Origin of the sequence: Mycobacterium kyogaense (genome assembly GCF_003254575.1) — a bacterium.
In the GTDB taxonomy this organism is placed as follows: domain Bacteria; phylum Actinomycetota; class Actinomycetes; order Mycobacteriales; family Mycobacteriaceae; genus Mycobacterium; species Mycobacterium kyogaense.
Genome location: NZ_QJUA01000004.1, coordinates 155,614 through 179,786, shown reverse-complemented (window position 1 = coordinate 179,786; position 24,173 = coordinate 155,614). Strand labels below are relative to the sequence as shown.

Below are 24,173 nucleotides of genomic sequence, written 5' to 3'. Positions count from 1 at the left end.
TTCGTGTCTGCTCGCCGGGTGAGGTGACCCCACTAGACTCGCGGGCGTGAAGTTCCTCGAGGGCCACCGACCGCCGTACGACCTGACCTACAACGACGTGTTCATCGTCCCGGGCCGCACACAGGTCGCCTCACGCTTCGACGTCGACCTGTCCACCGTCGACGGCTCGGGTACGACGATCCCCGTCGTCGTGGCCAACATGACCGCCGTGGCCGGCCGCCGGATGGCCGAGACCGTCGCCCGTCGCGGCGGCATCGTGGTGCTTCCCCAGGACCTGCCGCTGTCGGCCGTGGAACACACCGTCGACTTCGTCAAGAGCCGCGACACCGTCGTCGACACGCCCGTCACCCTCTCCCCCGACGACTCGGTCTCCGACGCGTGCGCGCTGATCAACAAGCGGGCGCACGGTGCCGCGGTCGTCGTCGCCGACGGCCGCCCGGTCGGCCTCGTCACCGAGACCGCCTGCAGCGGCGTCGACCGGTTCACCCGGGTCCGCGACGTCGCGCTCTCCGACTTCGTCACCGCGCCGGTGGGCACCGACCCCCGCAAGGTGTTCGACCTGCTCGACCACGCACCCACCAAAGGCGCCGACGTCGCGGTGCTCACCGCCGGCGACGGTGCGCTGGCCGGCGTGCTCACCCGCACCGGCGCCGTCCGCGCCGGGATCTACGCCCCCGCCCTCGACGCCCAGGGTCGGCTGCGCATCGCCGCCGCCGTCGGCATCAACGGCGACGTCGCGGCGAAGGCGCGCGGACTGGCCGACGCAGGCGCCGACCTGCTGGTGATCGACACTGCCCACGGCCACCAGGCCAAGATGCTCGACGCGATCGCCGCCGTCGCGGCGCTCGACCTCGGACTGCCGCTGGTGGCCGGCAACGTCGTCTCCGCTGACGGCACCCGCGACCTGATCGCCGCGGGCGCCTCGATCGTCAAGGTCGGCGTCGGCCCCGGCGCGATGTGCACCACCCGGATGATGACCGGCGTCGGTCGCCCGCAGTTCTCCGCCGTTGTCGAATGTGCTGCTGCGGCAAAGGAACTCGGCGGTCACGTGTGGGCCGACGGTGGCGTGCGCCATCCCCGCGATGTCGCGCTGGCGCTGGCCGCGGGCGCCTCGAACGTGATGATCGGCTCCTGGTTCGCCGGCACCTACGAATCCCCCGGCGATCTGCTCCACGACCGCGACGACAGGCCGTACAAGGAGAGCTACGGCATGGCCTCCAAGCGTGCCGTCGCCGCCCGCACCGCCGCCGACAGCGCCTTCGACCGGGCACGTAAGGGTCTGTTCGAGGAGGGCATCTCCACCTCGCGGATGAACCTCGATCCGGCGCGCGGCGGCGTGGAAGACCTGCTCGACCACATCACCTCCGGCGTGCGCAGCACCTGCACCTACGTCGGGGCGCGCACGCTGCCCGAGTTGCACGAGAAGGTGGTGCTCGGGGTGCAGTCAGCCGCCGGCTTCGCCGAGGGCCACCCCCTGCCGACCGGATGGTGACGGGTAGGCCAGGACCTGCCCGTCGACCGCGACCGTGACGCCGTCGCCGGGCGTGACATCCACCTGACCCGGCGTGCGCATCCGCACCGCGGTGCCGTCGGCGAGCACGAGGTCGACGGCGGTGTCCGGGCCGTAGAAGCGGCACGCCGTCACCTGCGCCGGCACCCCCGCAGCATGCAGGCGTAGCTGCTGCGGCCTGAGCACCACCACCGCCGGGCCGTCCGCAACCGGCAGCAAGGCGGGCAGCGGACCCAGCGCTGTGCGCACCACCCCCGCGTCCGCGGTGCCGGCCACCTCGACCGTCGCGCCGACGAACCGGGCCGCCGCCAGCGTGGCCGGACGCTGATACAGCTCGGCCGGGCTGCCGTGCTGGGCCACCGAACCGTCGATCAGCAGGGCCACCGAATCCGCCAGGGACAGAGCCTCGGTCTGGTCGTGGGTGACCAGGATCGACGTCGTCGCGGTGTCCCGCAGAATCGTCGCGATGTCTTCGCGCACCCGGGTGCGCAGCCCGGTGTCCAGCGCCGCGAACGGCTCGTCGAGCAGCAGCACCCGCGGCCGGGCCGCCAGCGCGCGGGCCAGCGCCACCCGCTGCTGCTGCCCGCCGGAGATCTCGTGCGGCCGGGCATCGGCGAGCCCCTCGAGTCCGACGACGTCGAGCCAGTGCTCGACGCGCTCACCGCGCGGCATCCCGAATGCGACGTTGCCGCCGACACTGAGGTGCGGGAACAGCGCACCCTCCTGCGGCATCAGCCCGACGCGGCGGCGATGCACCGGCACCGGTGACGGCCCACCGGCCACCAGCTGACCCGCGATGCGGACCGTGCCGGCATCGGGATCGGTGAACCCGGCGATGATGCGCAGCAGTGTCGTCTTCCCGCACCCCGACGGCCCGAGCACCGCGGTCATGGTGCCCTCGGGAACCACCAGATCCGCTCCGGCGAGCACGCGCCGCGAGCCGAACGACTTCTCGATGCCGTGCGCGGCCACCCCATCAGTCACCGCGCACGCTCCACGCGCCCAGCAGCGCGGTCGGCACCGCGGCGAAGGCCAGCAGGGCGGCGGCGTACGGCGCGGCGGCGGCATAGTCGCTGACCGAGCTGTAGCCCCACAACCGCGTGGCCAGCGTGTCCGTTCCGGTCGGATGCAGCAGCAACGTCACCGGCAATTCCTTCATGCACGTCAAGAGAACCATCGCCGCGCCCGCCGCGATGCCGGGCAGAGCCACCCGCGCCGTCACCGCGGTGAACGCGCGCACCGGGGGGCGGCCCAGCGACCGCGCCACCTCCTCCAGACGGATCGGCGACGATTCGACCGCCGCGCGCACCGAACCGACGGCCAGGGGCACGAACAACACCGCGTACGCCAGGATCAGCAGCGGTTCGCGCTGGTAGATGGGGCGCAGCAGCAGCACCCCGAGCGACACCATCGAGATCGCGATCACGATCGCCGGCAGGCCGTGCGCGACATAGCTCGCCCCCTCCAACGCCCGGGTGGCGCGATCGCGATGCCGCGCGGCAAGCACCCCGAGCGGCAACGCCGCGACCGTCGACACCACCGCGGCGGCCGCCGAAAGCCACAGCGTGGCCCCCAGCGCCGCGCTCCACAGCCCGCCGTCCCACCGCGTTCCGGCGGTCATCAACCAGTCCGCCAGTTCCGCGCCGGGCACTGCGACCGCAGCGGCCAGCACCGCGACCGGCACGACGAGCGCCGGGCCCTGCCACCCGCCGAGCCGGCTGACCGGCGCGGGCCGCGGGGCACCCGAGCCGATGCGCGACGCCGCTGCCCGTCCCCGAACTGCATGCTCGGCGACCACCAGGGCCACCGCGAACACCAGCAGAACCAGCGACAGCACCGCCGCGCGCGCCGGATTGAACCCCGAGCGGTAGGCGCCGTAGATCACCCAGGTGAACGCCTCGTAGCGCATCGCGGCCACCGCCCCGAAGTCGCTGAGCACGTACAGCGCCACCAGCAGCGCACCCGCGGCGATCGACGCCCGCGCCTGGCGCAGCGTCACGCCGAAGAGCACCGCCCAGCCTCCCCGGCCCAGCGACCGCGCCACCTCCTCCTGCGCCGGATCGACCCGGGCCAGCGCTGCCGTCGTCGTCAGCAGCACCAAGGGGTAACTCACCAAGGTCAGGACCAGCACCGCACCCCAGAATCCGGCGATCGACGGCACCGCCGAAACCCACAGGTAGGCCAGCAGATAACTCGGCATCGCCAGCGGCAGCGTCAGCGCGACACTCCAGATCCGCCGGCCCGCCAGATCGGTGCGGGTGAGCAGGACCGCCAGGGTCACGCCCAGCAGGACGCACGCCGCCGTCACGGTGCCGACCAGCAGCAGGGACCGGCCGATCAGTGCGGCCGTGCGCGGCTGCGCGACCTCGTCCACGACCGCTGCCCAACCCCGCGACAGCGCACGATCCCCCAGGTAGACCAGCGGGATCAGCGTCGCCGCGGCCACCAGAGCGGCCGCGGCGAGCAGCAGCGCCGGCGGTCGGGCCGCCCGGACCGAGCCTGCCGTCAATTGGTGAGCAGGCCGGTCTTGACCAGGAGCTCCTGCGTGGTCTCGATGTCGTCGAGCTGCGACAGGTCGACCGCGGGCGGCTGCAGCTGGCTCAGCGGCGGCATCTGCGCCGACGGTGCCACCCCGGCGGCCAGCGGATACTCCTCGGTCTCCTGGGCGAAGTACTTCTGCGCCGGCTCACCGACGAGGTACGACGCAAACCGTTGCGCCCCTTGAGGATTCGGGGCGGCCTTCAGGATCCCGACGCCCGCCACGTTGACCAGTCCGCCGGGGTCGCCGGCGGCCATGAACTTGTTCTGCGCCGTCACCGCATCGGCGCCCTTGGCGTCGATGAGCTCGTAGAGGTAGTAGTGATTGACCAGGCCGAGGGGCACCTGGCCGGCGTCCACCGCGTCGCGCACGGCGACGTTGTTCTCGTACGGCTTGGGATCCTGGGCCTTGAACGCGCGCAGCCACTGCTCGGCGCCCTCCTCGCCGCGCACCACCCGAAGCCCGGTCACGAACGCCTGCCAGGACGCATTGCTCGGCGCGAACCCGATCTTGCCCTTCCATTCCGGAGCGAGCAGTCCGTCGATGGTGTCGGGCGGCGTGGGTACCAGCGTCGGGTTGAACACCACGACCCGCGCGCGACCCGACACGCCGACCCAGGTGCCGTCGGCGGCGGCGTACTGCGCGGGGACCGCCTCGAGCGTCGCGGCGTCGACGGGGGCCAACAGCCCGGCCTTCGACACCGCGCCCAGCGCGCCGGCGTCCTGGGAGAGGAACACGTCGGCCGGGGACTTGTCACCCTCGGTGATCAGCTGCGCAGCCATCTCGCCCGACCCGGCGTAGCGCGCCTCCACCTCGATTCCGGTATCGGCGGTGAACTGGTCGAGCAGCGGCGCCACCAATTCCTCGCTGCGGCCCGAGTAGACGACCACCTTCTCCGCGTCGTCGGACGAGGTGGTCGACGACCCGCAGGCCGTCAACGACACCAGCGCGGCGACGGTGGCGATCGCACCCACCCACCGGGAGGGCTTGCTGACCGACTGAGCGAGCGACATGCGGGTCCGCCTTTCCTGATCGTTGGCTGTGAACCTACCACCCGCTAAGGCGAGCCTAACCAGACCGACAGTGCCGGTCGGCGGGCGCGGCTGCGGCGATGAGCTGTCGGTTAGCATGGACGGGCACATCGTCACTGCGCCGAAAGGGATCAGGTGCCGCAGGCACTGGATGGACGCCCATCCGAGCCGGCCATACTCGCCGAGCGGCCCGAAGGGGAGCCGGCAGACGTCGAGCCCTCCCCTAGACAGCCGGGCCCCGAGCCCGGCTCCCCGAGTTCCGCCGCCCCGGGCGGCCGCCGATGACCGTCGCCACCTCACTGCTCTCCCTGCTGGCGATCGTGGTGCTCACCGCGGGCACCGCGGTGTTCGTCGCGGCGGAATTCTCGCTGACCGCACTGGAACGCAGCACCGTCGAAGCCAACGCCCGCTCCGGTAACCGTCGCGACCAGATGGTGCAGCGCGCCCACCGCACCCTGTCGACCCAGCTGTCCGGTGCACAGGTCGGTATCTCGATCACCACCCTGGCCACCGGCTTCCTTGCCGAACCCGTGGTCGCCCGGCTCATCGAACCCGGATTGGCCGCGGTGGGGCTGCCGAAGAGCGCCGCCACCACCCTGGCGTTGATCCTGGCGATCCTGATCGCCACGTCGGTGTCCATGGTGTTCGGCGAACTGGTGCCCAAGAACCTCGCCGTCGCCCGTCCCGCACCGACGGCCCGGTTCGCCTCGGGTCCCCAGCTGATGTTCTCGTTCCTGTTCACCCCGCTGATCCGGCTGACCAACGGGACCGCGAACTGGATCCTGCGCCGGGTGGGGATCGAGCCGGCCGAGGAGTTGCGCTCGGCGCGGTCTCCGCAGGAACTGGTGTCCCTGGTGCGCACGTCAGCCCAGAGCGGCTCGCTCGATCCGGTCACCGCCGTGCTGGTCGACCGGTCTCTGCAGTTCGGCGATCGCACCGCCGAGGAACTGATGACACCGCGGTCGAAGATCGACACCCTCGACGCCGACGACACCGTCGTGGACCTGAGCCAGGCCGCAGTCCGTACCGGACACTCCCGCTTCCCGGTGATCCGCGGCGACCTCGACGAGACCATCGGCGTCGTGCACGTCAAACAGGTGTTCGCGGTGCCCCGCGACCAGCGGTCGACCACGAAGCTCTCGGACATCGTGCAGTCGGTCGCGCGGGTGCCGTCCACCCTCGACGGTGATGCGGTGATGTCGGAGGTCCGGGCCAACGGACTGGCCACCGCCCTCGTCGTCGACGAGTACGGCGGCACCGCGGGCATGGTGACCGTCGAGGATCTGATCGAGGAGATCGTCGGCGACGTCCGCGACGAGCACGACGACGAGCCGCCCGACGTGGTCCACGCCGGCGAAGGCTGGCAGGTCTCGGGGTTGCTGCGCATCGACGAGGTCGCCGAGAACACTGAATTCCGGGCTCCCGAGGGCGATTACGAAACCATCGGCGGTCTGGTCCTCGAACAGCTCGGCCACATCCCCGGCGAAGGGGAATCGGTGGAACTGATCGCGTTCGACCCCGACGGGCCGATCGACGACCCGATCCGGTGGCTGGCCACCGTCGTGAAGATGGACGGCCGACGCATCGACCAGCTGGAGCTGACCAAGCTCGGCCGTGCCGACGACGAGGCGGAGAGCGGCGAGGAATCCGATGGGTGACGTCTTCGGTGTGCTGCTCACCTTCGTGCTGCTCGCCGCCAACGCCTTCTTCGTGGCCTCGGAGTTCGCGCTGATCTCCGCTCGCCGCGACCGGCTCGAGGCGCTCGCCGAGCAGGGCAAGAACAGTGCGGTCACCGTGATCAGGGCCGGGGAGAACCTGTCGCTGATGCTCGCCGGCGCCCAGCTCGGCATCACGGTGTGTTCGATCCTGCTGGGTCGCGTCGCCGAACCCGCCGTGGCGCATCTGCTGGAGAAGCCGTTCGAGCTGTTGGGTATCCCCACCGCGCTGCTGCACACCGTCTCGTTCCTGGTCGCCCTGTCGATCGTGGTGACGCTGCACGTGCTGCTCGGGGAGATGGTGCCCAAGAACATCGCGATCGCCGGCCCCGAGTCCACGGCGATGCTGCTGATCCCGATCTACCTCGTGTGGATCCGCGCCGCGCGGCCGTTCATCGCGTTCTACAACTGGTGCGCCAACACCACCCTGCGGACGTTCGGCGTCGAACCCAAGGACGAACTCGACGTCACGGTGTCGACGGTCGAGCTGTCGGAGATGATCGCCGAATCACTGTCGGAGGGCCTGCTCGACCCCGAGGAGCACACCCGGCTGACCCGTGCCCTGCAGATCCGGAACCGGGTCGTCGACGACGTCGCGCTGCCGCTGCACCAGATCCGCGCGGTTCCCGCCGCGCGCTCCGGGGCGGGGCCGACGATCGGCGCGCTGGAACAGGCGCTCAAGGAGACCGGGTACTCCCGCTTCCCCGTCGCCGACCCCTCCGGCGCGTACGCCGGCTACCTGCACATCAAAGACGTGCTCCCGCTGCTCGACGGTCCGAAGGACGATTCGGTGGTACTGGAATCGTCGATGGTGCGACCGCTGCCCCGCGTGCCGGCCTCGATGCCGCTGCCCGACGCGCTCACCCGGCTGCGCCGCACCAACAGCCACCTCGCGCTGGTCACCGCCGGCGACGGCACGATCACCGCGATGGTGGCTCTGGAGGACCTCGTCGAGGACCTGGTCGGGACGGTCCGGGACGGCACCCACCGGGTGTGATCTCGATGGCAGCGCCGACGATGTGGCAGGGCCGCGACTGGCGCGATGTTGCCGCCGCGCATCGCGAGCGCGCCGACGCCCTGCTCGCCCCGCACGTCGAGCGTCGGCAGGCCGGGGTGACCCATCCGGTGTTCGACTTCCTGTTCACCTACTATCGGCTGCGACCACGGCATCTGCGCGTGTGGCATCCCGGCTACGGTGTCGTGCTGACCGGCGCGGGCGCCGAGACCTACCTGACCCGGGCCGGCTATCAGCGCGACGGCGCCGGGGTGGCCGTCGGGCATGACCATCTGATGACGCGAGCGGACACGGTGAGGTTCATCGCGGATCTGCTGGCGGCGACGGCGTCGCGGCCACCGAGGTTCGGCTGTTTCGGCATGCACGAGTGGGCGATGGTGTACCGAACCCCCGAGGTGCGCCACGGCGCTGTTCCGCTGCGCCTGGGGGCGGCAGGCACGGATGCGGTGGTGGAGTCGATGCCGTTGCGCTGCAGCCATTTCGACGCCTACCGCTTCTTCACCCCGGCGGCTGCGCCGCGCAACGCCCGTCCCCTGGCCCGCGCCACACAGATCGAGGAGGAACAGCCGGGCTGCGTGCACGCCGGCATGGACCTCTACAAGTGGGCGGCAAAGCTGGGACCTTTGATCGAATCCTCGCTGCTGCTGGATTGTTTCGCTCTCGCCGTCGATGCGCGGGTGCTGGACATGCGGGCCAGCCCGTACGATCTGCGCGACTTCGGCTTCGCGCCGATCACGGTCGAAACATCAGCGGGCCGAGCGCAATACGTGGCGGAGCAGGAGGCGATCAGCCTCCGCGCCACTCCGCTGCGGGCACGGCTCATCGAGGCCTGCGTCGCGCTTGCCGGGGCGGCCGCCGTCACCGGGACGGGTCGGGCGATTACCGGCGGGTAAGCTGGATCGACGGATTTCACGACAGGCAGCGCGCGCTCACAGCGTGCGTATGCCGCCGAGGGAGGAATCATGACCGAACGCGTGACGGTGGGTAACCTGCGCGTTGCCCCGGTGCTGTACGACTTCATCACCAACGAGGCGCTCGCGGGTACCGGTATCGATCCCGACACGTTCTGGTCCGGCGTGGACAAGGTGGTCGCCGACCTCACCCCCAAGAACCAGGAACTGCTGGCCCGCCGCGACGAACTGCAGGCCCAGATCGACCGGTGGCACCGGGCCCGCATCATCGGCGGGTTCGAAGCAGAGGAATACAAGCAGTTCCTCACCGACATCGGCTACCTCGAGCCCGAGCCGGCCGACTTCACCATCCGCACCGCAGGCGTCGACGACGAGATCACCAGCACCGCCGGCCCGCAGCTGGTGGTGCCGGTGCTGAACGCCCGATTCGCGCTCAACGCCGCCAATGCCCGGTGGGGCTCGCTGTACGACGCGCTCTACGGCACCGATGTGATCTCCAGCGAGGACGGGGCGGAACCCGGCACGTCGTACAACAAGGTGCGTGGCGACAAGGTGATCGCCTACGCACGGACGTTCCTCGACGGCGCTGCGCCGCTGGCGGAAGGCTCCTGGGCCGACATCACCGGACTGGCCGTCACCGACGGCGCCGTCACCGTCACGCTGGACGACGCCGAGGGTGCCCTCGAGGACCCCGCGCAGTTCGTCGGCTACCTCGGCGAGCCCGACGCCCCCACCGCGGTGCTGCTGGTCAACAACGGCCTGCACATCGAGATCCTCATCGACGCCGACTCCCCCATCGGGTCCACCGACAAGGCCGGCATCAAGGACGTCGTGCTGGAGTCGGCGATCACCACGATCATGGACTTCGAGGACTCGGTGGCCGCCGTCGACGCCGACGACAAGGTGCTGGGCTACCGCAACTGGCTCGGCCTCAACCGCGGTGACCTCTCCGAAGAGGTCAACAAGGGCGGCAAGACGTTCACCCGCGTGCTCAACGAGGACCGCACCTTCACCGGGCCGGACGGCGAGGAGATCTCGCTGCCGGGCCGCAGCCTGCTGTTCGTGCGCAACGTCGGTCACCTGATGACCAATGACGCGATCACCGATGCCGACGGCGCGGAGGTGCCCGAGGGAATCCAGGATGCGCTGTTCACCAGCCTGATCGGGATCCACGGCCTCCGCGACGACGACGGTAACGGCCCGCTGCTCAACAGCCGCACCGGCTCGATCTACATCGTGAAGCCCAAGATGCACGGACCCGACGAGGTCGCGTTCACCTGCGAGCTGTTCAGCCGGGTCGAGGACGTGCTCGGCCTCCCGCAGAACACCATCAAGGTCGGCATCATGGACGAGGAGCGGCGCACCACGCTGAACCTCAAGGCCTGCATCAAGGCCGCCGCCGACCGTGTGGTGTTCATCAACACCGGCTTCCTGGACCGCACCGGCGACGAGATCCACACGTCGATGGAAGCGGGCCCGATGATCCGTAAGGGCGCGATGAAGTCGACCGCGTGGATCCAGGCCTACGAGAACCAGAACGTCGACATCGGCCTGGAGACCGGGCTCTCCGGTCGGGCGCAGATCGGCAAGGGCATGTGGGCGATGACCGATCTGATGGCCGACATGGTCGAACAGAAGATCGGCCAGCCGAAGGCAGGCGCGACCACGGCCTGGGTGCCGTCGCCGACCGCGGCGACCCTGCACGCGATGCACTACCACGCGGTCGACGTGTTCGCGGTGCAGAAAGAACTGGAGGGCAAGCGCCGCTCCAGCATCGACGACCTGCTCACGGTGCCGCTGGCCAAGGAGCTGGCGTGGGCGTCCGACGAGATCCGCGAGGAAGTGGACAACAACTGTCAGTCCATCCTCGGCTACGTGGTGCGCTGGATCGACGCGGGCGTCGGCTGCTCCAAGGTGCCCGACATCCACGACGTCGCGCTGATGGAGGACCGGGCCACGCTGCGCATCTCCAGCCAGCTGCTGGCGAACTGGCTGCGACACGGGGTGATCACCGCCGACGACGTCAAGTCCAGCCTGCGCCGGATGGCCGCCGTGGTCGACGAGCAGAACGCCAAGGACCCCGACTTCCGGCGCATGGCACCCGACCCGGAGGGCAGCATCGCGTTCCAGGCCGCCCAGGAACTCATCCTGGACGGCGGCGCGCAGCCCAACGGCTACACCGAGCCGATCCTGCATCGCCGCCGGCGCGAGTTTAAAGCCGCCGACAGCGCGCACTGATCTCCCGCGACAGACCAGGTCAACCAGCAAGGCAGGTACAGGACCACATTGGGTAGACACAGCCTCCCCGATCCCGACGACTCCGATTCGACCAGGCGCGGAGGACCTGCGCCCGACGAGTCGCAGACCGAACGCTTCGATGCGGCATCGCAGCCGGACGGTCAGCGACCCGACGGACAGCGCAGCGGCGGCTGGGACAACGGTGAGTGGACCGGTAGCCACCGGGCCATCACCCCGGGTCGCCGCGGCCTCTCGGTCGGCGTCATCGTCGCCCTGATCAGCGTGGTGGTCATCGTCGGCGCCGTGATCCTGTGGCGCTTCTTCGGCGACGCGCTGTCGAGCCGGTCGGACACGGCGGCCGCCCGCTGTGTCGAGGGCGAGGTCGCGGTTGCGGTCGTGGTCGATCCCTCGATCACCGAGCCCGTCACCGCGCTTGCCCAGCGGTACAACGACACCGCCGAGCCCGTCGGCGACAAATGCGTGAAGGTCAACGTCACCGCCGGCGACTCCGACCAGGTGTTCAACGGCCTGTCCGGGGACTGGCCAGGTGACCTGGGCCAGCGCCCGGCCCTGTGGATCCCTGCCAGCTCGGCCTCTGAAGCCCGGTTGGAGGCCAAGACCGGCCCGCGCACCGTCAGCGACAGCCGCTCCCTCGTCACGTCGCCGGTCGTGCTGGCCACCTCGCCGCAACTCGCGGACGCGCTCAAAGACCAGAACTGGGGCACGCTGCCGCGTCTGCAGACCGATCCTGCCGGCCTGGACGGGCTGGGGCTGCAGGGCTGGGGCGGATTCCGGCTCGCCCTGCCCCTGGGCCAGGACAGCGACGCGTCGTATCTGGCCGCCGAGGCGATCGCCGCCGAATCGGCACCCGCGGGCTCTCCGCCCAGCGCCGGACTGGGCGCCGTCAGCACCCTGATGGCCGCGGCCCCCAAACTCGACGACGCCAACGCCGGCACAGCGCTCGACGCGCTCGTCGGCGCCGACAATGCGGCCACCGCGCCGGTGCACGCCGTGGTGACCACCGAGCAGGGACTGTTCCAGAAGGCCGCCGGCCTACCCGACGCCAAGACCAAGCTGGCGGCGTGGCTGCCGCCGGGACCCACTGCGGTCGCCGACTTCCCCACCGTGTTGCTCTCCGGCGACTGGCTGGCTCAGGAGCAGGTCTCGGCGGCCAGCGAGTTCGCCCGCTTCATGCGCAAGCCCGATCAGCTCGCCGAGTTCGCCAAGGCCGGGTTCCGGGTGGACGGACAGCAGCCACCGGCCAGTGACGTGGTGGACTTCGGCCCGATCGGCACGCCGGTCGACCTGGGCGACAATGCGCTGCGCGCCACCATCGCCGACACGCTGGCCAGCCCGGCCGAGAGTCCGACCGTCACGGTGATGCTCGACCAGTCGATGCCCACCGATGAGGGCGGCAAGGCCCGGCTGAGCAACGTCGTGGACGCGCTGAAGGCGCGTCTGCAGGCCCTGCCCCCCGATTCCGGAGTGGGGCTGTGGACGTTCGACGGGGTGTCCGGACGCTCGGAAGTGCCGCTGGGTGCGCTGACCGATCAGGTGGACGGCCGGTCCCGCTCGGCAGCCTTGACCGCCGCGCTCGACGAGCAGTCGCCGTCGAACGGCGGTGCGGTGTCGTTCACCACGCTGCGGCTGGTCTACACCGATGCGTCGGCGAAATACCGTCAGGGGCAGAAGAATTCGGTCCTCGTGATCACGGCCGGCCCGCACACCGACCAGTCGCTGGGTGCCGACGGACTGCGGCAGTACATCAGCGGTGCGTTCAATCAGGCCACGCCCGTCGCGGTGAACGTGATCGATTTCGGCGACGACCCCGACCGGTCGACCTGGGAGGCGGTCTCCCAGACGACAGGCGGCACTTACCAGAACCTGTCCAGCTCGTCGGGTCCGGAACTGGCGTCGGCCATCGCTGCGATGATGGGCTGAGACCCTCCCGCACGCGCTGTCTGGCCGTATATTGACGTCCGTGACCAGCGGGTTCTGGCGTAAGAACGGCGTCTCGCATGGTGTCCGGATCCTGGCCACCACGAATTTCGCGCCGGTCTGGCGCGCGCTGCGCGCGAGGCCGCGGGTGTCCAACCTGGTCAACCGATGGCTCATCAACTCGCTGATCTACACGATGCCCACCCGAACCGGTGCGTTGAGCACGAAACAAGAGTGGATCTCCTGGGAGTCGCTGCACGACCGCGAATTCAGCCAGCGTCATCTGCCGCCGCTGCCCAGCTGCCCGGCCGACCTACCCACGCCGGCCACGGTGGCGCAGCTGTTCGCCCGTCCTGGCACGCAGTGTCCGGAGTCGCCGAAGTCGACGCTGCTCTTCCCGATCTTCGCGCAATGGTTCGTCGACGGATTCCTCCGCACCGACCCGTGCGACGACAAGCGAAACACCTCCACGCACGACATCGACCTGAGCCAGCTCTACGGCCAGACGTCCGATGTGACCCGGCTGCTGCGCGAGGGCACCGGTGGCAGGCTGAAGAGCCAACGCATCGGCGGCAGAGAATTCCCGCCATATCTGTGCGACCCCCACGGCACCGTGAAGCCTGAATTCGAAGGTCTGCACACCGAGTTCCGGGGGCGAGACGTCAAAGTCGAAGGTGGCGGCCGGGTCCCGGATGAACTGACGCCGAAGCTCTTCGCGCTCGGAATCCCCCGCGGCAACATCCACTACGGCTTCGTGATGATGAGCACGCTGTTCCTGCGCGAGCACAACCGCATCGCCGGCCTGATCAGCGAGCGACACCCGGACTGGACCGACAACCAGGTGTTCGACACCACCCGCAACACGCTGACCGTGGTGCTGCTGAACATCGTCATCGAGGACTACATCAACCACATCACGCCGATCAAGTTCCCGCTGTTCGTGAAGCCGGGGATCGGCGCGAAAGAGAGGTGGTACCGGCAGAACTGGATGTCGGTCGAGTTCAATCTGCTCTATCGCTGGCACTCCCTGGTGCCGACCGAGGTCACCGTCGGCGGGCAGCAGCGGCGCTTCGCCGACATGTGGTGGGACACCCGCCCGGTCACCGAGCACGGGCTGTCGGCGCTGTTCGACGAGGCGTCGCGGCAACCCTGCAGCACGATCGCCCTCGGCAACACCGACCCGAGCCTGCTCGCCATCGAGGAGAAGTCGATCAGGATCGGCCGCGACACCAGGCTGCAGCCCTACAACGCCTACCGGGAACTGTGTGGCTTCCCCGCGCTGACAACCATCGACGATCTGACCTCGGATCGGCGGATGCGCGAGCAGTTGAAGGCGTGCTACGGCACCGATGGCACCGACGGGATGGACCGTGTCGAGCTGTTCGTCGGATTGTTCGCCGAAGACATCCGGCGCGGCAGCACGCTGCCGCCGCTGATGAGTGCGATGGTGGCCGTGGACGCCTTCTCCCAAGCGCTGACCAACCCATTGCTCGACCCCGGCGTGTACCGTGAAGCAACGTTCTCCACGGCCGGGTGCGAGGTGATCGACTCGACGACGACGCTGTCGGACGTCGTGCTGCGCAACATTTCCGGAGAGGCGCCCGCGCCGCGGGTGAGCCTGGCGCGGCACGGCACGCAGCCAAGCTAGATTCGGTAGCGAGCAACTGCTCGAAAGGGGTCGGTGAGCAGTCTGACACGACTCACTTCGCTCCCGAGATTGCCCACTGACGAGCAACAATGATATGACGGCGTTACCCGATCGACGCGTGGGGATGCGAAGATCAGCTAACAGTACGGCGATGAGGGGGAGCAAGCGCACGATGCCGACCCAACGGCCCGGTCACACCCGATCCACCGCAGCACCGCGCGACTGGCGCGACCGCAAACGCTACGTCTGGCTGCTCGGAATCGTGATCCCGATTCTGGTGCCCGCCTCGTGGGCGGCCGTTTTGCTGACCGGCTCAGGACTGTTCTGGTGGTCGGGTCCGGCGATGATGCTGGTGATCATCCCCGCGATGGACTACCTGGTCGGACCGGACTCGGAGAACCCGCCGGACAGTGTGCTGGCGTACCTGGAGCAGGACCGCTACTACCGGTGGGCCACCTACCTCTACCTTCCCGCCCAATACCTGTCGCTGATGCTGGCGTGCTGGTTGTGGGCCGGTGGTGGCGGCGTGACGATGACGCCGCCGGACAAGGTGGGACTGATGCTCACCGTCGGCGGGATCGGCGGTGTCGCGATCAATACCGCCCACGAACTGGGTCACCAGCGCGCCCGCTCGGAACGCTGGCTCAGCAAAGTCGCGCTTGCGCAGACCGGCTACGGCCACTTCTTCGTCGAACACAACCGGGGCCACCACGCGCGGGTGGCGACCCCCGACGATCCGGCGAGCGCACGCCTCGGCGAGAACGTCTATGCGTTCTACTGGCGTTCGATCCTGGGCAGCCTGCGATCGGCCTGGTCGCTGGAGAGCCGGCGGTTGCGCCGCCACGGGCGCCGGGTCTGGACGCTGCACAACGACGTACTCAACGCATGGGTGATGACCGTCGTGCTGTTCGGCGCGCTGATCGCCGGTTTCGGGGTCCAGGTGGTGCCGTGGCTGATCGGTCAGGCGCTGCTCGGCGTCTTCCTGCTCGAGACCATCAACTATCTCGAGCATTACGGCCTGCGCCGGCAGCGCCGCCCCGACGGCTGCTGGGAACCGGTGCGCCCGTCGCACAGCTGGAACAGCAACTCGGTGATCTCCAACGTGTTCCTCTTCCACCTGCAGCGGCACTCCGACCACCACGCCAACCCGCATCGCCGCTACCAGGCGCTCTGCCATGCCGACGAGGCCCCTCAGCTGCCGGCGGGCTATGCGGCCATGGTGGTGCTGGCGCTGTGCCCGCCGCTGTGGCGGTGGGTCATGGACCGCCGGGTGCGAGACCACTACCGGGGCGACCTCCGACTGGCCGCGCTGCGGCCACGTCACGCGCAGCGGTTATTGCAGCGGGGCTGAGGCGACGTCGCGCGTGCGCTTGAGGGCGACTGCGGCCGTCTTCATCGACAGCGTCGGCGACAGACGCTCCAGGTACCACAGCGCTTTCCACCACCGCGGTACGACGATGATGGCCTGGTTGCGCAGCACACCGCGTAACGCCGCAGAGGCGAACTGGTCGGGTTCGATGGGGCGAAGCGTCTCACCGAGCTTGATCAGGCTCTCCCGGCTCAGCGTGCGATTGCGGCCGTACTCTCCGCCGGACAGGATCGGCGTGCGCACCACACCGGGGCACAGCACCGACACCTGCACGCCGTGCGCGGCCGCTTCGACCCGCAACGTCTTCGACAGTGCGACGACGGCGTGCTTGGTGGCCGCGTAGCCCGCCTGGGCGGACGTGGTGATCAGGCCCGCCATCGACGCCGTGTTGACGATGTGTCCGCTGCCCTGCGCGATCATCGTCGGGTAGGCGGCCTGCACGCCGTGCACGACGCCGCGCAGATTGACATCGATGATGTCGGTCCAGTCCTCCAGCGTGAGTGCGTCGAATTCGCCGCCGATTCCGATGCCGGCGTTGTTGAACAAGAAGTCGATGCGCCCACTGGTGCGTACGGTCTCGGCGATGGCGGCCTCGAACGCGGCGGCATCGCGGATGTCGAGCGCCACCGCGTGTGCGCTCGCGCCCGTGCTGCGCAGACGCTGGGCCACGTTCTCGGCGGTCTCGACCTGCCGGTCCGCGATCCACACGTCGGCACCCGCGGCTGCCAGCGCTTCCGACAGGGCGGCTCCGATTCCTGAAGCGCCGCCGGTGATGAAAGCGACCTTGCCCGTCAGCGCCGTGCCGTGTGATGCCACGCCCGAAGGATAACGGCCAGGGCGCCGCGTCAGTCCGCCGAGTCGGTGCCGCCCCCGGTGGACGCCGAGGCCGCCGCGCTCGCCTTGGCGGTCTTGGCGGTCTCGCCCTTGGCGGTCTTGGCGGTCTCGCCCTTGTCAGACGCGCCCGCCGTGGCAGCCTTGTCCGCCTTCTCGGCTGCGGCGGCCTTGAGGATGCCGCGCAGCGGCATGCGGTGCTTGGCCCGCGGCGCGGCGGCACTGTCGGTGTCCCCACCCGCGTCAGACGCCTGGGTCGGCGAATCCGATGCCGGTGACGTGTCCGGGGTGGTGGTCTCCTCCGCCTCGTCGTTGGGGGTCACCTCCGGCGCCGTCTCGGGCTGCTCGGCCCCCTCATCACCCGTCACCGGCTTCTCGGTGGCTGTCTTGTCGGTGTCCGTCTTGTCGGTGTCTGATTTCTCGGTGTCTGCCTTGCCGGTGTCAGTCTTGCCGGTGTCTGTCTTTTCGGTGTCGACGGCGCGGACCAGTGGGCGAGCCTCGGCGGTCGCGACGGACCGGGAGGCCTTTTCCGTCGCACCCGCCGCCACTTCGCCCAGCGTGGGCTTGCCCTCCAGCCAGGTCCGGTCGTAGGCCTTGTCGACGATCGCCCGCAGCTTCGGCTCGATGTCCGCAACCAGTGAGCCGAGCCCCATGTCGTAGAAGCCCTGGAGCAGCGGCAGATGCTCGGTCGGCACGTAGACGTAGGTCGTCTTGCCCTCTTTCCAGACGATGTTGTCGGGATCGTCGAGATCGACCTGGTCGTAGCGCAGGTGCACGTAGACGAACGCGGCGACTCCGTTGGCCACTGCGAGCAGGTTGAACGGGTTCGTCGGGAAGTCGGCGATCGGGTCGTATTCCCCGGCGACGTCGATGACGTCGTACTGCGTGTTGGTCGGGGTCCGCAACAAATCACCCCAGAACCAGCCGTTGACCCCGCCGTACTTGCGTCCGCCGTTGCCGAGCAACACGAACGACAGATCCTCTGGCGCAGGCGCGTCCTTGTCCTTGGCGTGATCCTGCAACCACACCGACGCGATGCGCGCTCCCCCGCTGAAGGCGTAGACGATCTTGGGGTCGGTTCCGACGTGGTCGATCGCCCAGTCCAGACGCGCGACGTTCTCCTTCACGCCGATTTCGATCGGGCCGTAGGGCTGAATCCAGTCGTAACGGACCTCTTTGCACACCTTCGGCGCCTCGCAGAGGGCACCGCCGAGATTGTCGGCCATGTCCCAGGGCGTGGGCCCGTGATGCAGGACTGTGGCGGGTCCCGGCGGGATCACCGAAGACGCGACCGACTCGGCTGCCGCCGCTGCCGCCGCGGCGGGCATCGCCCCGCCGCCGAACGTCAGCGGTAGCGTCGCCGCGATCGGCAGCGCCGCTGCGGTCATCACTGCCTTGGTCGTTCGTTTCACGCCACGTTCCTTCCAGAGAAGACGACCATGCGGTCGCCAGATGACGGGACAAGTGCTGGGGGGTGGAGCGGTACAACGGAGTGGTCGAGCGACCGGAGCGCGGGGGTTCGTGGCCATTGCCTGAGGGCCACGACGGCGCTTCTGCGCTGACAGGTACCGGCGCGTCGACCGCCGCGGACGTTACCGTATGCAACGACTTTTTGCGTGGCTACACAGCAAACTCAGCCCCAATGAAATCGGGCCGCTGGCTGCATTTTGCGCCAACGTGGCTATTCCGATGTCGTCACCGTGCCGGGTGTAGCCGCCGCGCGGAGCCCGTGACCGTACCCGGCTCCCAACCCGGCTGGCTTGCTCAAAAGTGCTGTCGTACAGCGGATTTGAGCGGCAGACAAGACTCTTGCGGTCGGAGTAGCCGGCCGCCGCGGGACCGCTCGGCAATCTCGCGATCCGTTGCTGGTTGGCAGGACCTGTCACATGGGTTTGCTCCTCGGGTCGAGTTTCTTACTCAGAAGTCAGTTGTGCGATTCGCGTTCGCCCTGATGGTGCCGAACGCGCGGCCAGGCAGCCAGGCAATGTTCACCAGCCGGCCAACTGCCCGCAAAGGTGTGCTGGAGGTGATGGTACAGACCAAAAATTTTTTTTAGCCACCCAGGTGTCAGCTACGTCTCGAAACCATTCTCTACAAAAACAGAGATCGATTGAGTTACACTTTTGTAACTTTTGCCGCTATCGCCGGACCTTGAGACAAATGCCGTCGCTATGCCCAGCTTAACCCTTAGACGCCTAGTCCGTCGTGCGAACCGGCGCCTTTCCCTGTCGTCGATCGTACAAATTCTCTACTTTTGTAGAGAACCAATAAACGATTGGTAACAGCAATACAACTGCACTTTGCTTGAATTGCGTTTCTTGGAAATGTGCTGTTTTTGCTACGAAGAGGTTTACGGACGCGCAATATGCTCATGTCGCGCCGATCACGGCGAGTCGACAATCGTTTCAATTCGGGGAGATGTCATGAAGAACACCATTCGCAAAGCCGGTGTTGCCTGTGGCACCGCTTTTGCCTCCATCGCGATAGCGCTGACCACCGCCACCGGAGCCAGTGCGGTGAGCACCGCGGTGATCATCGGCGGGATCAAGATCAAGTCGATGGACGACACGTTGATGAAGCCGCTGCTCGAGGGCGCGTTCAAAAACGATGTTCGAACGTCGGTGACGTGGCCGGCCGAGGCGGGGCCGTACTCGGGCAAGGGTGACATGACACTCGGTGCGTCCATTCGCATCGGCATCCCGAATCTGGACGCTGCAATCGACACCGCCGTCGGCAATCTGTCGGCTCCCGGCGACAAGGTCACCGTCGTCGGACTGTCGGCCGGCTCGCTCGTGGTCAACGAGGTGATGCGCCAGTGGATGGAAGAGGGCACGATGCCCGATCCCTCGAAGGTGACGTTCATCGTCGTCGAGGATTCCAGCCGCCAGCAGCTGATCAAGGACGCCAAGTACAGCTCCAAGTACGACTACACCTACCAGCCTCCCCCCGTCACACCGTTCAACGTCCTCGTGATCACCGGTGAGTACGACGGCATGGCCGACATGCCCGATCGCCCGTGGAATTTCCTCGCGATGGCCAACGCGATGGCCGGCTCGATCGTCGTGCACGTCCCCGTCATGTACACGACCTCGATGGCGGAGCTGGAAGCGCTCAAGGGAACCAAGTACTACACGGAGACCGTCAACGCCAAGGGCGGCGTCACCGAGCACTACCTGGTGCCCACCACGACGCTCCCGCTGGTGCAGCTGATGCCGTGGCTCAAGCCCAAGGAGGCCGAGCTCAAGGCAAAGATCGACAAGGGCTACAGCCGCAACGATCCGGTCGCCTCGACGGTCAAGGTCGCCGCACTCACCGCACCCGAGGTCACGGCAGTCGCAGAGACGTCCGATGCTGGCAGCGCGAAGGGTGAGGAAGCCTCTGCCGGACAGGCCCAGCCGGAGCCGAAGGTGACGGCACAGTCTCGCCGTGACGCACGGGCCGAGGCTCGGGCAGAGGCCAAGGCCCAGCGGGCCGAGGCCAAGGCGGCGCGCGCCGAGGCCAGGGCCACGGCGAAGGCGGAGGCGGCCGCAAAGCGTGAAGCACGGAAGGCAGCCCGCCAGCAGGCTGCCTCGGACGACGCGTCGTCCGATGGACCAGGGTCGTCTGACTCCTCCAGCTCCTCGGAGTAAGCCCTCCCCGGAACTCGAGGTTGCCTGAAGCTTTCAGACACCCGCCCGAAGCCCCGGCCTCACGGTCGGGGCTTCGTGGTGTCCGAGGATCTGCCGGAGGGGCCGGACGGGGAGCGCACCGCCGGTGTGCGGCCTAAACTGCAGTCGCCGAAGACCTATTTGCTGTGAGGTAGCGTTGATGTCCATGGATGTGCCGCAGTACGACGCGATCGTCGTGGGCGCCGGTTTCGGCGGAATGGGTGCCGCGATCCAGCTCAAGAAGATGGGTTACGACAATCTCCTGATCGTGGATCGTGAAGACGATCTGGGTGGGACGTGGCACGTCAACCACTACCCCGGATTGGCCGTCGACATCCCGTCGCCGACCTATTCCTACTGGTTCGAGCCCAATCCCCGGTGGTCTCGGCTCTACGCTCCGGGTTCGGAGCTCAAGGAGTACGCGGACCACGTCGCCGACAAGTACGACGTGCGCCGGCACATGCGCTTCAATGCGCCGGTCGACGGTGCGCGATGGGACGAGGAGAACGAGCTCTGGCAGGTCACCCTGTCCGACGGTGAGACGTTGACCTCACGCTTTCTCGTCACCGCGACCGGCTACCTGTCGCAGCCGCGCAATCCCGACATCCCCGGCATCGACGACTTCGCCGGGCGGATCCTCCACAGCATGGACTGGGATGACGACTACAACCCGGCGGGCGAGCGCATCGGTCTGATCGGTACCGGCGCCACGGCCGTTCAGCTGATCCCCGAGCTGTCCAAGACCGCGGCCGACCTCACGGTCTATCAGCGCACCCCGATCCACGTCGTGCCGAAGATGGATTTCGCGATCCCGCCGGTCGTTCGTCGACTGTTTGCCCGTGTTCCGTTGCTGCAGCGCCTGTTCCGCTTCACCACGGATGCAAATCTCGAGGTGATGATGATCCTGTCGGTCATCAACTACAAGTACTTCCGGCAGCTCAACGTCTTCGCGTCGTATCTGTCGCAGTGGCATCGGTTCATGTCCATCCGCGACAAGAGCCTTCGAAAGAAGTTGACCCCCGACTACGACTTCGGATGCAAGCGGCCCACCTATTCGAACTCGTACTACAAGACGCTGGCCAAACCGCACGTACACCTGCAGACCGCCGGCATCGAACGGGTCGTCTCCGACGGCATCGTCGCCTGCGACGGCACCAAGACGCCGATCGACACGCTGGTCCTGTGCACCGGATTCGACATCTGGGAAGCCAACATCCCGGCCATCGAACTGATCGGCCGCGACGCCCGCAACCTGGGTAAGTGGTGGCGCGACAACGGGTTCCAGTCGTATCAGGGCGTCACGGTGCCCGCGTTCCCCAACCTTTTCATGCTCGCCGGGCCCTATGCATCCAGCGGTCTGTCGTACTTCAACACGATGGAGTACCAGATGCGGCACATGGACCGGCTATTCGGTGAACTGCAGCGGCGCGGCGGACGCGTCTTCGAGGTCACCGAGCAAGCGAATACGGAGTTCCGGGAACGGATGTCGGCGAAGTTGGGCAAGACCGTGTTCCGCCAGGGCGACTGCGCGCGGTCGCGATCGTACTACTTCAGCCCCAGCGGGGAGACTCTCGTGCGGCCGGCGTCGACGAACGAAACCAACCGCGAGAACGAGAGTTTCCCGCTCAGTCACTACGCCTTCGCCTGACGCCGCAGGTCAGGACCGGTTTTCCCGGTTCCTGTGAACCCGTTGGCTAGCATGGCTATATGAATGTGCGGCGGGCGAAGAGCGTTCTCGGATCAGTGATTCTGGCGCCGGGGGCGCTGCTGGCCGGTATCGCCGGCGCGCCCGCGGCGCAGGCGCAACCCTGCCCCGACATCGAGGTGATATTCGCTCGGGGCACCGGTGCAGATCCCGGCCTCGGGTTCGTCGGAGATGCCTTCGTCGACGCGCTGCGGTCCAAGGTCGGCGGTCGATCCGTGGGCGCTTACGCCGTCAACTATCCGGCGGGCTTCGACTTCGACAAGTCCGCTCCCGCGGGCGCTGCTGATGCCACCGGCCGGGTGCAGTGGATGGCCGACAACTGTCCGTCGACGAGATTGGTGCTCGGCGGCATGTCCCAGGGTGCCGGCGTCATCGATCTGATCACCGTGGACCCACAGCCGCTGGGCCACTACACCCCAACCCCCCTGCCCGCGCATCTCTCAGACCACATCGCCGCCATTGCGGTGTTCGGCAATCCGCTCCGCGACGTCAAGGGCGGCGGTCCGCTGCCCGCGATGAGCAGCACCTACGGCCCGCGCAGCATCGACATGTGCGCCCTCGACGATCTGTTCTGCTCGAAGGGCCTGAGCCTGCCGGCGCATTTCGCCTACGTCGACAACGGGATGGTCGCCCAGGCGGCCGACTTCGTCGCCGGCAAACTCTGACGGCGGAGCAAAGCCGGTACCCACTTGGGCGCAGTGCCAAACCGCTGGCATCGCGCAATCTTTGTTAAGTCATTTTTGACGTCTCACGCTATTCACAAAACTCACAGCTGAACATCCCTATTGCCGTTTCCTCTGCGAGTATGGTGAGCGCTACGCAGCAAATTGCAGCGCCGGGGAAGCGGGTGCGGTTCATGAGCAGGTCAGCTAAACGCCGGGCCAGCCGGTGGATCGCAGTGGCAGCGGCGGCAGCGGTTCTGCCGGTCGGAACCTCCAGCCTCTTCGCGGCGCCCGCGGCGGCGGCCGACGTGCCCGACCCCTTCACGATGACGACGCTCGCGCTGTATCCGGGGCACAACAGCGACGACCACGGCGGCATCATGTGCACCGGAGCGCGGTCGTGCACCCGGGTGGAATATCCCTACCTCGACCGGTACACCGGATCGGCCGACCTGAACGCCGCATTGGCCGCAGCCGACCTGACCCAGCCGTTGGTGGTGTTCGGCTACAGCCAGGGCGCCCGGGTGGTCTCCCAATGGCTCGACGATCACGCCGGAACAGAGGGGGCGCCGACCCCGCAGCAGGTGAGCTTCGTGCTGATCGGGAATCCGGAGAACAAGTACGGCGGCACGCATCGGCGCCTCGGCTCGATCACGCCCGTGACCGACTACGGAATCATCGACGTGTCACGGCAATACGACCGGGCGTCCGACTGGCCGGACAATCCGTTGAATCTGCTCGCGTTCCTCAACGCCAACGCCGGGTTGACCGGCATCCACACCCATTACGAGGACGTCGACATCTATGACCCGCGCAATTACGTCTGGAAAGAAGGCAACACCATCTATGTCTTCGTGCCGACGGAGAACATCCCGCTCTTGGATCCCCTGCGCAAGATGGGCCTCGACAAGCTCGCCGACGAGCTCAACGCTCCACTGAAGGCGATCATCGAAAAGGGATACGACCGGTCCTACCTGCCGGACTCGCCCGGCTGGCCGCCGGACCTGCTGCCCCCGATCGTGCCGCCGACGGAGCCGGAGCCCGAGGCCGCGACGCAGACTCGCACCGCCACTCCACTCAAGACTGCGCTGACCACCGCACGCAGCGCGCGGACTGCGTCCGTGGCCGATGAGGATCAGACGCCCGTCGCCGCCGAGGTCGTCACCGCCCCCGAGGTGTCGGAGGACGAGGCGACCGAGACGACACCCGACACGAGCATGGCGCAGACGTCGGCAGCGGACTCTGAGACCAGCGAGAACACCGAAAAGACCACCTCGAGGACCACGAAGCAGAAGACGGCCGTCGACCGGACAGAGACGCGCAAGCGGCCGTTCGCGCGGCTCTTCGACCGGCAGACCCGCGCGGCATCCCACGCCGCGGCGAGCACGGACGGCGCATCCGCACAGGAGTGAGA

17 protein-coding genes are annotated in these 24,173 nt (G+C 68.1%); 12 read left to right on the top strand and 5 right to left on the bottom strand.

Translation table 11 applies throughout. The features are described from left to right. Positions 1 to 46: 46 nt before the first annotated feature. Positions 47 to 1,492: a GuaB1 family IMP dehydrogenase-related protein gene (locus DMB80_RS05090; RefSeq protein WP_111508825.1), complete on the top strand. Its 1,446-nt coding sequence runs from the start codon at positions 47 to 49 to the stop codon at positions 1,490 to 1,492. Here the strand turns inward: DMB80_RS05090 and DMB80_RS05085 are convergent. From DMB80_RS05085 to DMB80_RS05075, 3 genes are read right to left on the bottom strand one after another with little or no spacing between them, the layout of a single operon-like run. Continuing rightward, positions 1,445 to 2,494 (bottom strand): ABC transporter ATP-binding protein, encoded by a 1,050-nt coding sequence (locus tag DMB80_RS05085; protein ID WP_240431017.1) that lies wholly within the window; start codon positions 2,492 to 2,494, stop codon positions 1,445 to 1,447. The two genes, DMB80_RS05090 and DMB80_RS05085, sit on opposite strands and share 48 nt — an antisense overlap. Further along, positions 2,487 to 4,019 carry an ABC transporter permease gene (locus DMB80_RS05080; RefSeq protein ID WP_162938413.1) on the bottom strand — a complete coding sequence of 511 codons (1,533 nt, stop codon included), beginning with the start codon at positions 4,017 to 4,019 and terminating at the stop codon, positions 2,487 to 2,489. Before DMB80_RS05080 ends, DMB80_RS05085 begins: the two co-directional genes overlap by 8 nt. Next, complete coding sequence (locus DMB80_RS05075; RefSeq protein WP_111508824.1) at positions 4,016 to 5,062, bottom strand: iron ABC transporter substrate-binding protein; 1,047 nt, start codon at positions 5,060 to 5,062, stop codon at positions 4,016 to 4,018. Before DMB80_RS05075 ends, DMB80_RS05080 begins: the two co-directional genes overlap by 4 nt. 299 nt (positions 5,063 to 5,361) lie before the next feature. Between DMB80_RS05075 and DMB80_RS05070 the strand changes: the two genes are divergently transcribed. The 7 genes from DMB80_RS05070 (at position 5,362) to DMB80_RS05040 (ending at position 15,896) form a co-directional block, all read left to right on the top strand. Beyond that, complete coding sequence (locus DMB80_RS05070) at positions 5,362 to 6,738, top strand: hemolysin family protein (RefSeq protein WP_111508823.1); 1,377 nt, start codon at positions 5,362 to 5,364, stop codon at positions 6,736 to 6,738. Continuing rightward, positions 6,731 to 7,792 (top strand): hemolysin family protein, encoded by a 1,062-nt coding sequence (locus DMB80_RS05065; protein WP_111508822.1) that lies wholly within the window; start codon positions 6,731 to 6,733, stop codon positions 7,790 to 7,792. Before DMB80_RS05070 ends, DMB80_RS05065 begins: the two co-directional genes overlap by 8 nt. A gap of 5 nt (positions 7,793 to 7,797) precedes the next feature. Further along, positions 7,798 to 8,703, top strand: a complete 906-nt coding sequence (locus tag DMB80_RS05060; RefSeq protein ID WP_240431016.1) for a 3-methyladenine DNA glycosylase — start codon at positions 7,798 to 7,800, stop codon at positions 8,701 to 8,703. 69 nt (positions 8,704 to 8,772) lie between these two features. After that, positions 8,773 to 10,959 (top strand): malate synthase G, encoded by a 2,187-nt coding sequence (locus DMB80_RS05055; protein ID WP_111508821.1) that lies wholly within the window; start codon positions 8,773 to 8,775, stop codon positions 10,957 to 10,959. Between the two features lie 48 nt (positions 10,960 to 11,007). After that, positions 11,008 to 12,900, top strand: coding sequence for a substrate-binding domain-containing protein (locus DMB80_RS05050; RefSeq protein WP_111508820.1), 1,893 nt, complete (start codon positions 11,008 to 11,010; stop codon positions 12,898 to 12,900). 40 nt (positions 12,901 to 12,940) lie between these two features. Then, a complete protein-coding gene (locus DMB80_RS05045; RefSeq protein WP_111508819.1) occupies positions 12,941 to 14,545 on the top strand; it encodes a peroxidase family protein in 1,605 nt (534 codons plus the stop codon). Positions 14,546 to 14,717: 172 nt separating this feature from the next. After that, complete coding sequence (locus DMB80_RS05040) at positions 14,718 to 15,896, top strand: alkane 1-monooxygenase (RefSeq protein WP_111508885.1); 1,179 nt, start codon at positions 14,718 to 14,720, stop codon at positions 15,894 to 15,896. Here the strand turns inward: DMB80_RS05040 and DMB80_RS05035 are convergent. Next, a complete protein-coding gene (locus DMB80_RS05035) occupies positions 15,879 to 16,730 on the bottom strand; it encodes an SDR family NAD(P)-dependent oxidoreductase (protein WP_111508818.1) in 852 nt (283 codons plus the stop codon). The two genes, DMB80_RS05040 and DMB80_RS05035, sit on opposite strands and share 18 nt — an antisense overlap. A gap of 29 nt (positions 16,731 to 16,759) precedes the next feature. After that, positions 16,760 to 18,157, bottom strand: a complete 1,398-nt coding sequence (locus tag DMB80_RS05030) for a PE-PPE domain-containing protein (RefSeq protein WP_240431015.1) — start codon at positions 18,155 to 18,157, stop codon at positions 16,760 to 16,762. Between the two features lie 1,011 nt (positions 18,158 to 19,168). Between DMB80_RS05030 and DMB80_RS05025 the strand changes: the two genes are divergently transcribed. The 4 genes from DMB80_RS05025 to DMB80_RS05010 all read left to right on the top strand — a co-directional run bounded on the left by DMB80_RS05025 (position 19,169) and on the right by DMB80_RS05010 (position 24,171). Beyond that, on the top strand, positions 19,169 to 20,374 hold the full coding sequence (locus DMB80_RS05025; RefSeq protein ID WP_111508817.1) for a PE-PPE domain-containing protein: 1,206 nt from the start codon (positions 19,169 to 19,171) through the stop codon (positions 20,372 to 20,374). Between the two features lie 184 nt (positions 20,375 to 20,558). Further along, positions 20,559 to 22,040 (top strand): flavin-containing monooxygenase, encoded by a 1,482-nt coding sequence (locus tag DMB80_RS05020; protein WP_111508816.1) that lies wholly within the window; start codon positions 20,559 to 20,561, stop codon positions 22,038 to 22,040. Between the two features lie 59 nt (positions 22,041 to 22,099). Continuing rightward, positions 22,100 to 22,762, top strand: coding sequence for a cutinase family protein (locus DMB80_RS05015; protein ID WP_111508815.1), 663 nt, complete (start codon positions 22,100 to 22,102; stop codon positions 22,760 to 22,762). Between the two features lie 191 nt (positions 22,763 to 22,953). Then, a complete protein-coding gene (locus DMB80_RS05010) occupies positions 22,954 to 24,171 on the top strand; it encodes a PE-PPE domain-containing protein (protein WP_162938412.1) in 1,218 nt (405 codons plus the stop codon). The last annotated feature ends 2 nt before the right edge of the window (positions 24,172 to 24,173 follow it).